Raw genomic sequence first — 11,665 nt, 5'->3', positions numbered from 1 at the left:
TTCAACGCGTGCTGTGGGGTAACCGCTGCGATCTGGGCTATTAAAACGAGAAGTGAAAAGTTTTTTCACTTCAGATTTACATTTCTCAGTAAAATTTGCCTTCGATAATAAAATAAAGGAATAATCAAAAGTAAAATCATAGGCTGTATTACAAATCTTCTCATATAAAAAGAAAAAAGATATCCAATATCAAATTTATTGTAGATACAGAAGAGATAAATCGGAAAGGTAATAGCAAAAATTATCGTAATCAAAACCGCTCCCTGGATCGTCCACTCTTTATTTTTAAACATAAAATGAATGATGATGCAAGAGAAAATAAGATTCAAAACAAATCTGAAAACATGACTTACAATCAGCATTCCCCATTCAAAATTCGGAAAAGTGATATTTTGAACACCTTCATGAAAATAATTCAGAAAAGGATCGTAAAAAATCTGGTCTTCGAGCATTCTTACACCCACAAGTCCACAAATCCCAAGGAATACTAAAAACCAACTAAGAATTTTCATTTTTTAAAGCAAAAAATTTAATCCAGACCAGCCAAAGAATCACTACACTTCCATAGATTATCGCAGGAAATGCATAATCATGTGCCATCTTTCCATATTTAGTGTAATCACTATAGACGATATTAAGTCCAGCAATTCTTAAAACATTCATAATGTAAAGTATCAAAAAACTTACTGCTACAAAAACGAAAGTTTTAGTTCCTTTATAAAATGCAAAAATAAAAGCTACAAACAGAATAATTACTGAGATTGCATTACAACCTTCCACCATTCTGGTAACAAAACCTGTTCTTACATGAAACCAAATCTGTTGCTTTGGAACATCATCGTAAAGTGCAGAAGGAAACCCTAATGCATTTTGCACAAACATCACCTGTCTTGCAATCAGTCGGGAATACGGATCAAGACCAAATTCTTTAAAACTGTTGAGATAAAACTGATACGCAAAAAGTAACACCAAATAAATGATGATAAAACGCAACAAAATCCCCAAAACTGGTTTAAAGTCTTTTAACATGCTGCAAAGATAGCAATTAGCACGTAAATTAGTATATTTGTTACAATATTATGACTTCGGAAAACGCAAAAATATTTTTTGAAAACCATTTTGGTGAAAAATCTACTGAATTTATCACTTTTGCTCAAAGCGGTTCTGCAAGAGTAAACTTTCGGGCTAAAAATCAAAATGGAAAATACATCATTACCTACAACGAGAATATTGCTGAAAACGAAAGTTTTCTTTATTATTCACAAATTTTTTCTGAATTAAATCTGAATACACCAAAGATATATTCTGTTTCAGAAGATAGAAAAATGTACATTCAGAAGTTTTTGGGTAGAAAAACTTTTTCAGAGATTATTACCGAAGAAGGGTTATCTGAAAAAGTGAAATCTTTGGTAAAACAAACGCTCACAAAGCTTTTCGAACTTCAAACAAAAACAGAAGGAAAAATAGATTTTCAGAAGACTTTTGAATACGAATCTTATGATGAACTTCCAATCATGCACGATTTATATTATTTCAAAAACTTCGTCGCTGATGTTTTGGAACTGGAATACCATAAGTCTACTCTATTGAAAGAATTCAAAAAAATCATTTACCTCATCGAAAACCTTGAACCAAAAGGTTTAATGATCCGTGATTTTCAGGCAAGAAATATTATGGTGAATGAAAAAAATGAAGTTTCGTTTATCGATTATCAATCTGCAATGAAGGGTCCGTTGATGTATGATGTCATTTCATTTCTGTTTCAGGCTAAAGCTAATTTTCCTGAAGATTTCAAAAATAAAATGCTTGAATTCTACATTCAACAGTTTGAAAATAATGAAACCCAAACTCAACTAGAAAATTCGGTGAAACCAATTCAGATGATGAGGTTCTTACAGGTTTTGGGAGCTTATGGTTTCCGTGGATTGATTCAAAGGAAACAACATTTCATTTCAAGCATTGAAAAAGGAATTGAAAATATTACAGAATTTTCTCAAAACTGGGAACAGACGAATGATTTCCCAGAGCTCAAAAAAGTGATTGACCAATTGAGTTTGAAGAAGACGAAGTTGAAAATTGAAGAGATTTTGAACCAATAAATTTTACATTTAACATCACGAAATCATTAAAAACCTTTCTCAATGAATATTTTAAAGAAATTCCCGACTAATATTTTGATTTATCAAAACTCTTAATTAAACATAACTGCTTAATTAAATACACCTTAATGGTTCAAAAATAATTAATTAAAACCAAAAATATGCTACACATAGACATCCACAGTTTTTCATATAAAAAAGGAGGAATACCGAAAGATGATTCCGGAAACGGAGGCGGATTTACATTCGATTGCCGTGGGATTTTAAACCCTGGAAGAGTCGAAGAATATAAAATCCAGACCGGAAACGACATTGGTGTTCAGGAATATTTAGAAACAAAAACTGATATGCCTCAATTTTTAGAGTTAATTAAAAACTTGGTATCCATTAACATTGATAATTATTTGGGCAGAGGTTTTGAAAACCTTCAGATTAATTTCGGTTGTACAGGAGGGCAACACAGATCGGTTTATTCGGCTATAAAAATCGCTCATTTTATCGAAGAAAAATATGCTGAAAAGGTAGAAATCAGCCTTCATCATGATGAACAGCACCAACTTAATCATAAGTAATGGGTAATGTGCAATAAGTAATATCTTTAGCTTCGCTATAATTTATTTATATTTTAAAAATTACTCATTACCAATTATTCATTACCTATATTATGAAGGCATTAATTTTTGCTGCAGGAAAAGGAACCCGCCTGAAACCATTTACAGATCATCATCCGAAAGCTTTAGCTAAAGTAAACGGAGTTCCGCTTTTGGAAAGAAACATCAAATATCTCAAAGGTTTCGGAATTACAGATTTTGTCATTAACATTCATCATTTTGGTGATCAGATTGTTACCTTTTTAAAAGAAAACGATAATTTCGGCTGTAAGATTGAAATTTCAGATGAGTCAAATGAATTATTGGAAACCGGAGGCGGCTTGATTTTTGCTAAAGAATTCCTCAATCACGGAGAAGATTTTCTGATTATGAACGCGGATATTCTCACTAATATAAACATCGATGATTTTGTAAAATACCATAAAGAAATTAAAGATTTTGTTACCTTAGCGGTTTCAGACAGAGAAAGTTCTAGAAAATTGCTATTTAATGACGATTTGGTTTTGAGAGGTTGGCTTAATATACAAAGCGGAGAACAGCGTCTTGCAGAATTCAACAAGGGATTCAGACCTTTGGCGTTTAGCGGAGTTCACTGCATAAATCCTGTAATTTTTGATAAAATTAAGAGAACGGGGAAATTTTCTGTGATGGAAGAATATCTGGATTTAATGCAGACCGAAAAGATTCATGGTTTTGTACACGACAGCATTTTAGTGGATGTAGGAAGACCCGAATCTGTCATCGAAGCAGAGAAATATTTTAAATAATTTGAATGAAAACTGACGAAACAAGAGACGAAAGTATAGAAAATACAGAATTAGATATTAACGAAACAAAACTTCAAAACAGTCTGAGAGAAAAAAATTGGGATGAAACCATTACCAAAGACAGCTGGATGGTTTTTAAAGTGATGGCTGAGTTTGTTGATGGTTATGAAAAAATGGCGAGAATAGGACCTTGTGTTTCTATTTTCGGATCTGCAAGATTGAAACCTGAAACTAAATATTATAATATGGCAGTTGAAATTGCCGAAAAAATTACAAAAATTGGTTTTGGAGTCATTACAGGAGGTGGTCCTGGAATCATGGAAGCAGGAAATAAAGGTGCATTCAATGCTAAAGGAAAATCGATTGGTTTAAATATCGATTTACCTTTTGAACAGCATTTTAATCCTTATATCAACAAATTATATTCATTAAACTTTGATTATTTCTTTGTAAGAAAGGTGATGTTTGTAAAATATTCGCAAGGTTTTATCGTAATGCCGGGCGGATTTGGGACTTTAGATGAATTGACAGAAGCAATGACTTTAATTCAAACAAATAAAATTGGAAAATTCCCTATTGTTTTAGTTGGAAGTGAATTTTGGAGTGGTTTATTAGACTGGTTTAAAGAAACTTTACTCACAGAAGGGATGATTTCTGAAGGTGATCTTGATCTTTACCGTGTGGTAGATACCGCAGATGAAGCGGTTGCACACATCAAAGCTTTTTACGATAAATATTCTGTTAACGTTAATTTTTAATTGGCACTAAATTTGACCAATTTTATTTAGCAATATGCTGTAAATTTATAAACTGAGATGAAAAAAATTATATATATATCGAGTATTTTTACATTTTTAATATTGATGAGTTTCACAGTTTTTGATTTCTATTCTTCGATGACGAAGGTTGATTACATCGACGGAAGCAAAACTTTAAAGTTCACCACTAAAATGAATACAAGTCATATTTCTGATGCCATTAAAATCAACAGAAATACTGCCGGCTTCGAAGCGGAAGTAAAAAAATATGTAAACAATAATTTTGATGTATTTGTAGATGGTTCTCCGAAAACTTTAACCTTTACAGGAAGTCAGGTAAGTGGAGAAACGGTTTGGGTATATTTTGAAACTGGAGGCGTTTCTGACATTAACAGTCTAAAGATAAAAAATACGATACTTTTAAGCGCATTTCCAAAGCAAATCAACCTAGTGAACATTGCTTATAAGGGAAATCAAAAAACAATGAATTTTCAGCGAGGAAAAGAGGTAAATGAAGTGGATTTTTAGAAAGTATTAGATTTAAAATTATATAACCATTGCAGTTGCAGTGGTTTTTTTATTTTTATACAATGATAAAACAAATTGTATCTGATTTCATTAGTGATATTAAAAATTTTGAATTTCTTTTACGTAAGGAATACAATCTTACATACGATCAAAGAATTATGCCTTCAATAGATCATCCTTATAATAAAAAGGGGCAAGTTGAAAACTATACTTATTGGTTTCATGGTAACGGATGTACTTTGAAAAATGGCAACATAGAATACCATTATAATTATCATATTCATGAAATTACTTTTTCGTTTTGGCCTATTAAAACATTCATTGAAACACATCCACAGTACGATATAGAAGATTGGCCAGACAAACTTTTAGAAAGAGAGCTATACAGATTAATTGAGCAAGATATTTTAGCTTATTTAATTGATGGCGGAGTTGTTTTACAAGTGTATCGAGTCACAGGAAATTTATATTAAAAATAAAAAAGACGAACATTATTGTTCGTCTTTTTTATTTATTAAAGAATCAATTAATTATTGACCTTTGATTTTGAAGTCATCAATTTCCCAAGTTGCTGCAGCAGCACTTGTAGAAGTATATTTGAATGCAATTCTTACGTTTTTCCCTAAGAAAGCAGCTAAATCTACGTTTCCTGAGCTTACCCAGTCTCCGAATGCTGCTGTATTGGTATCCAATGTTGCAGGTAAAGCTACCCAAGTCGTAGTTGCAGGATTTCCAGTATAATTTTCTGTAGCATAAACCTGAAGAGCAGGTCCTGAATAACGAACATCAGTTGTAAAACTTACGGCTGCCTTAGTTTTACCTACTAAGCTTACTGTTTTAGAAATTAACCAGTCTTCGTTTGCAAGACTTCCTAATGGAGCACTCATTACTGCATAGTAATTAGTTCCGTTACCTTGGTTAGAGGTATTCCAAACCTGAGCACCTGCAACGTTTACAGTCGTCCAGTCTGATCCGAAACCTCCTGCTGCAAAATCATCTTTATATAATACAGGAAGTGGTGTATAAACAGAACCATCACATCTTGGATCATCGAGATCAACATCGCTCAATTTTGTAATCCAAAGTTGGTAAGTTCCATTGAAAATACTTACAATAGCATAAACATCACCTTTTCCTCCTTCAATTTCTGTAGCACTTGCTTTTTTAGGAGTATCTGAACTTCCAAAATCAGCAAGTCCGTTTGTTCTTAAAAGAATAGTTTTACCTGAACAGTCTTGCAATGTTCTATTAGTAGCTGCTGTACCTACTGCATATGTTTTTCCTAAATCAGAATCAATAAATTGCAAATCTTTGAATTTTACCCATCTTCCAACATCAGCTGTTGTAAGTGAAGAGATTGTTCTTTCTGTGGGAACAACAGGACGAGCTACAGTATTAGTATCAAAGAAGTGCTTATAAATTTCAGTTTCTTCAATCTGTCCAAATTGTTGAACTCCTCCGCTTATAAACAATCCACCTAATTGAATTTCACCATTTACACTTCTTAAATATAAACCTTTTAATTTAATATAAACATCTTTACCAAGTCTAAAGCGATTATCTACAAACAAATCTAGCTTATTCATATTTACCCTTAATCCTCCAGTAGCATCTTCTACATAAACGTATTTATATAAATTACTTGTAGCATCATTAGCAACAACCTGAGCTTTTACGTAGAAGTCTCCCGTAATTTGAGTCCAGTTTGCAGTAGTGTTTAATTGTTTAACGTCTGCAATAGTTTTTACTGTTAATCCACTTGCATTAAATTGACACGGATTAGAAGTAACTCCATCTAATCGAGGATAAGAATCAATTACTCCACTAGTATTTTTATGAGTTTCCATGTCAACATCAGTAACTCTATTAATATACATTTGGTAAGTAGAATTATACTTACTGAAGATAGCAACCATAGAACCTTTACCACCAGGAATTATTTGATTTGCAAAAGATGCATAACCACTGTTTCTAACAACAGCCGTTTTCAAATATTTATTAGCCGAGCTATCCCAACCTTCACCAATTGTTTTATCTACCGTTACAGAATTTGGTGCATAAGGGGTACATAATGCTCTTCCATCAAACTCTACATTGTTGATTTGAATTAAACATCCGATAAGATTATCATTTGCTGATACCATCTGAGTTAATGTCATTACTTTAGGTATAATTTTAGCTCTAACATTACAGTCTCTGAAGATGTGCATATTAACTTCTTTTTCAGGCACTCTAGTTCCTGCAGGAGTTATTTTACCTAATTGTTTTACCCCACCATACGTAGTAATTGCAAGCCCCTGTACATCAAGATATACTTTAGAACCTTGTGGAAACTTTGTATATAAACTAACTGCATCTAAACTTATTGTTAGTCCTTCAGTGGGATTTTCAGGGTTGTCTTGAACATAAAGCGTTTTATAAATATTCCCTGTTTCATCAGAAGAAGATACATATGCTTCAACATAAGCTTTTTTTGTAATAGCAACACTTTGTGTTTGTAGTTTTAGTTGCGACAATGTCCACTTTTCATAACCATTCTGCGAATCGGTATAATAACTCGCTGTTCTACATTGATAATCATCAAGATTAGGCTCATCATATTTATCATCATGCACACAACCCGTAATAACAAGCGCAGCAAAGATTACGAAAATATATTTTAAAATTGAATTATATTTTTTCATTATTACTTTGTTTTAGAATCTTAAATAAACATTTGTAAAAAAAGTAGTTCCTCTGTCATACCAAAGTTTTGGTCCAAAATATGGAGTTTGTCTCTGAGACTCTTCAAGAACATCAGGAAAATTCGCTGCTCTACCTTGCTCGAAACCTCCTGTTACATAATTTCTGTTATTCAGAATATTATTTACTGATACACTAATCCCCAATCTGTAGTTACCAAATTTGAAAGATTTTCCTGCATTAGCATTCAGCATAAATTGATCATCAAATTTCTTTTGTGCCGTCAACTGTTGAATAAGCTCAGGAGTAACGCCTTCATAAGGATCATTCGTCGCAGAATTTGTGTACATAGCAGCCGTCTTATTTAATGCTGAGAAATCAAGATATTGATTCATCAAATAATTTGCAGATGCACCAACCCACCAATATTTAGGTGAATTGTATTTCAAACCAAAAGAAAATGCTTTTTGAGGTGTTCCAGCTACTTTATAATCTTTAATATTTGCTTTTCCATAACTTCTAAAGTCATTTAAGTCATCAAAAGAATATACATCAGGACGGTTTGTGTATTTGTATTCACCAATACTTGCAACCCCGGTCGCATTTAATGTAGGTGTAATTTTTACGTCAAAACCAAGTTCTGCACCGATATATTTTTTATCAACACCTGTCATTGCTTCATTAATTAAAGTATTCACAGATCCTGTTTCATTACTTACTGCTGCATAATATCTTGAAATTTCTGTAGAATTGCTAATTGTAGTATAGTAACCTGAAATTCTCAATTTTAAAACCTGGCTTCTTAAGATATAGCTCAGATCATTAGAGTTAATGATTTGGTTTTTAACTCCCGGAGTCAAATAATCTACAGCTCTTGGGTTGATATACAATTCATTCAATGTAGGAGCTAAGCTAAAGAACGCACCATTATATACAATAAAGTTTTTACCATTGATTTTGTAAGTAACTTTACCTTTCAAACCTGCATCTAAAGCATCATAGATAGAACTCTTACCTTTAGAATTGTTTTGGAAACTTGCCAAACCGCTTCTGAAGTGACCATCTCTTTGAGATTCAGAATAAGAACTGAAAATAGATGCTACAACGTTAAATTTATTGAAGTCTACCTCAGATGATACATTTAAAGAGTAATGATTTTTAGATAACTCATAAGAATACTGAGTTCTGTCTCCTACTCTTACTTGTGTATTTGCATCATCCGTATTGTACTGTACATCATTGTTGAATGCATTTAAATTATAAGCATATTCCGCACCCAATAAATCTTTAACTCTTCTAAAATTATCTGATTTTAAATTCTGATAATTAAAGTTAACATTCAATTTCCAGTTTTCCTTTAATCTTGTATCAAAGTGAGATGCAAAATTGAAAGTTTTATCTTTATTTACATCTTCTACAATACTGTAAACTGCACCTCTCTTAGTACCATCCATATTTTGGTTGTTAAGGTAGTTTGCCTGATAAAGACTGTTCCAATCGATTTGAGATTGTGATCTGAATTCATCTGCAGTTAAAAGTCCGTAGCTTGGTAATTTTCTGTAATAAGTAGGATTCGGATCAGCTGCGTGGAACCAATCTAGTCTACTTCTTGCATCGCTTCCGATTTGGTAAGAAACAGTATTTGTCCAGTTAGAATTTTTTCCGATTTTTAAATAATCAGTAAGCATGAACATTGGTTCGAACACTTTTCTGATTCTTGAGTTTCTTTTTTCACCGTCTTGCCATCCCCAATAAGAGTTGTAATCTTTTCCCATGATGTCATAAACTTCCTGAGTATTTGGTGAGTTTGAAGCTCTGTAGGTAGGAGAACCGAAACCTGTGAAGTTAATTGAGTGTCTTTCACTGAATTTTTTCTCAACTGATGCAAAATATGCATAAGCATCTTGGTAAACTCCATCGATGATTGCCTGATCTCCCCATCTTCTACTTCCAGAGAATGTAAATGCCCAACCACTTTTGCTCATTCCTGAAGAATAAGTTGCCATTGCTCTGTGCAAATAGCTTCTGTTTGTAAATGAGTAAGCTAAAGATGTTTGTTTTCTATAAGAAGAAGCTCTTGTATTATAATAAGCCACACCTCCCAAATTACCAAAAGTATATTCTGATGGCGTAATGTTATCTACATTTTCGAAAGGATATCTAGTTACATCATTTAAACCTCCCCAGTTGCTGAAGTCGATTCTTCCGTCATCATTTTTAGACATAGAAACTCCATTGAATAATACATCTTCAAAACGGTTATCTACCCCTCTTGGTCTAAACCAATAAGCTCCTAATTCAAAAGCAGAAACATTTTGAAATGCATCTCTACCAGAACTCAAAAGTCCTACTGTAGGCTGCATTGCAGAACCTCCGTCTTCTGTATCGTTTGCAGAATCATCAATCACAACTACTCCGGCATCTGATGCCAAACTGTTGTTTAGCATAATTACACCTAAGTCTTTTCTCTTCTCATCAGCAGTTACATCAAACTCTACAATCTTAGATTCGAAATTTGGTTTTGTAACAGTAATAAGATAATGTCCTGGCTTTAAATCTACAAACTGGAAGTAACCGATTTTGTCAGCAGTTACATCATCAACAGATTGTTCAAGATCAACCTCTGCTCTCTCTACAGGCTTACCATCCTGACCTTTAACGTATGCAAAAACAGTAGTTTGTGCAAAGTAGTAAGATGCAGGTAATAAGGTAAACAAAGAGATTAGGGATAGTTTTTTAATCATAATAAACTTATTTTAAAACACCTTCTTTATTTAAGGGGCAACAAATTTAGGATTATTTTCATTAACTAAAACATTTTTAGCATTTTATTCTATTAATTATTCTTAACAATCATTAATTCTCTCAATAAAATGACTCATTTATGATTGAAATCAAAATGTATTTCTTAAGATTAATTTAATCTTTAATTGATTTTAAAATTTGTAATTTTACCCCCTCAAAATTTTGAATTATATAATAACATGAAAAAATTCGTATTCATTTTTGCAGTTTTATGCTTTACTTTTAGCTTTTCTCAGCAAAAACAAGTTAAAAGAGCAACAATAGCTTTTCTGAATGTAGAAAACCTTTGGGATACCATTGCTTCTGCAGATTATATTGATGGAACTTTACCTTTTTCCAATCCTAAATTCCACAGAAGTGTACCTATTGATTCTATAAAGTTTCTAGAAACTACAGAAGATTATAAAGGAGAATGGGTAAACGAACTTTTAGTGGGAAAAAAAGTAATCCGTCACCAGATTTTAGCGACTGACTTTACTGTAAACAGTCCTAAAAGATGGGGAACAAAATATTATAACCAGAAATTAGCAAACGAAGCAAAAGTAATTTCTGAATTGGGAAGACAATACACCAATGACAATCCTACAATCTGTGGACTTATCGAGGTAGAAAACAGACAGGTAATTGAAGATTTGATTAAACAACCAGCTTTAGCAAAAAGCAATTACGGAATTGTACACTACAACTCTTATGATGCAAGAGGAATTGACATTGCAATTATTTATCAGAAAAACAGATTCCTTTTACAGAATTCTTATACAAAAGAAATTAAAGTGTACAACGAAGACGGGAAAAGACAATATACGAGAGATGTTTTGGTCGCAATCGGTCTTTTGGATGGTGAAAAGATTGCGGTATTCATGAATCACTGGCCCTCAAGAAGTGGTGGCGAAGCAGCTTCTCAACCAAGAAGAAATGCTGCTGCAGCTGTTTTGAAAGCAGAAATGGATAAATTATCCGTTGATTATCCTGGAATTAAATTAATCTCAATGGGAGATTACAATGACGATCCGGTAAGCCCGAGTTTGAAAAAACATTTAGGGGCAGTAGAAAACCCTGAAAGCTTATCTGATAAAACTCCTTACTATAATTTAATGTACAAATTATATAAGTCTGGAGTTGCTTCTTTAGCATATAGAGATGCTCCGAATTTATTTGATCAGATTATTGTTTCTAAGAATTTTTATTCACCGGAAAAAATTACGCCTACTTATACTATTTTTAAGGCAGAAATTTACGCTCCATCTTATTTAGTCAATAAAGAAGGACAATGGAAAGGTTACCCGCTTCGTTCTTGGGATGGAGACAGGTTTACAGGAGGTTACAGCGATCACTTCCCAGCTGTTTCGGTTGTTCAGAAAGAATACATCAAAAAATAAAATAAAGGCACTCTATTTGGAGTGCTTTTTTTGTAT

The 11,665-nt window shown here is 32.8% G+C and carries 11 protein-coding genes; 7 read left to right on the top strand and 4 right to left on the bottom strand.

Going from position 1 to position 11,665, the window contains the following annotated elements:
- Window positions 1-65 precede the first annotated feature (65 nt).
- A complete protein-coding gene (locus tag OEA66_RS14585) occupies window positions 66-512 on the bottom strand; it encodes an exosortase F system-associated membrane protein (RefSeq protein ID WP_267282077.1) in 447 nt (148 codons plus the stop codon).
- On the bottom strand, window positions 499-1,029 hold the full coding sequence (gene xrtF / locus OEA66_RS14580; protein WP_267282076.1) for an exosortase family protein XrtF: 531 nt from the start codon (window positions 1,027-1,029) through the stop codon (window positions 499-501). Before xrtF ends, OEA66_RS14585 begins: the two co-directional genes overlap by 14 nt.
- A 50-nt stretch (window positions 1,030-1,079) precedes the next feature.
- Here xrtF and OEA66_RS14575 point away from each other — a divergent pair, with 50 nt between their 5' ends.
- The 6 genes from OEA66_RS14575 to OEA66_RS14550 all read left to right on the top strand — a co-directional run bounded on the left by OEA66_RS14575 (window position 1,080) and on the right by OEA66_RS14550 (window position 5,236).
- Complete coding sequence (locus OEA66_RS14575; protein ID WP_267282075.1) at window positions 1,080-2,099, top strand: aminoglycoside phosphotransferase family protein; 1,020 nt, start codon at window positions 1,080-1,082, stop codon at window positions 2,097-2,099.
- A 161-nt stretch (window positions 2,100-2,260) separates the two neighbouring features.
- The gene (locus tag OEA66_RS14570; protein ID WP_267282074.1) at window positions 2,261-2,671 is read left to right on the top strand and encodes a RapZ C-terminal domain-containing protein; all 411 of its coding nucleotides are present in this window, start codon (window positions 2,261-2,263) and stop codon (window positions 2,669-2,671) included.
- A gap of 92 nt (window positions 2,672-2,763) precedes the next feature.
- Window positions 2,764-3,477, top strand: coding sequence for a nucleotidyltransferase family protein (locus OEA66_RS14565; RefSeq protein ID WP_267282073.1), 714 nt, complete (start codon window positions 2,764-2,766; stop codon window positions 3,475-3,477).
- A 5-nt stretch (window positions 3,478-3,482) separates the two neighbouring features.
- Window positions 3,483-4,235, top strand: coding sequence for an LOG family protein (locus OEA66_RS14560; protein WP_267282072.1), 753 nt, complete (start codon window positions 3,483-3,485; stop codon window positions 4,233-4,235).
- Between the two features lie 57 nt (window positions 4,236-4,292).
- Entirely contained in the window at window positions 4,293-4,763 is a 471-nt protein-coding gene (locus OEA66_RS14555) for a DUF6702 family protein (RefSeq protein ID WP_267282071.1), read from the top strand.
- Between the two features lie 62 nt (window positions 4,764-4,825).
- Window positions 4,826-5,236, top strand: a complete 411-nt coding sequence (locus OEA66_RS14550) for a DUF6896 domain-containing protein (protein ID WP_267282070.1) — start codon at window positions 4,826-4,828, stop codon at window positions 5,234-5,236.
- A 57-nt stretch (window positions 5,237-5,293) separates the two neighbouring features.
- Here the strand turns inward: OEA66_RS14550 and OEA66_RS14545 are convergent, their stop codons facing one another.
- Both OEA66_RS14545 and OEA66_RS14540 read right to left on the bottom strand, forming a co-directional pair.
- Complete coding sequence (locus OEA66_RS14545; RefSeq protein WP_267282069.1) at window positions 5,294-7,447, bottom strand: DUF5689 domain-containing protein; 2,154 nt, start codon at window positions 7,445-7,447, stop codon at window positions 5,294-5,296.
- A 12-nt stretch (window positions 7,448-7,459) separates the two neighbouring features.
- A complete protein-coding gene (locus OEA66_RS14540) occupies window positions 7,460-10,189 on the bottom strand; it encodes a carboxypeptidase-like regulatory domain-containing protein (RefSeq protein WP_267282068.1) in 2,730 nt (909 codons plus the stop codon).
- A gap of 240 nt (window positions 10,190-10,429) precedes the next feature.
- Here OEA66_RS14540 and OEA66_RS14535 point away from each other — a divergent pair, with 240 nt between their 5' ends.
- A complete protein-coding gene (locus OEA66_RS14535; protein ID WP_267282067.1) occupies window positions 10,430-11,629 on the top strand; it encodes an endonuclease/exonuclease/phosphatase family protein in 1,200 nt (399 codons plus the stop codon).
- Window positions 11,630-11,665 lie beyond the last annotated feature (36 nt).

Source organism: Chryseobacterium luquanense (genome assembly GCF_026460945.1).
GTDB lineage: Bacteria > Bacteroidota > Bacteroidia > Flavobacteriales > Weeksellaceae > Chryseobacterium > Chryseobacterium luquanense.
This window is presented reverse-complemented; position numbering and strand designations above follow the sequence as displayed.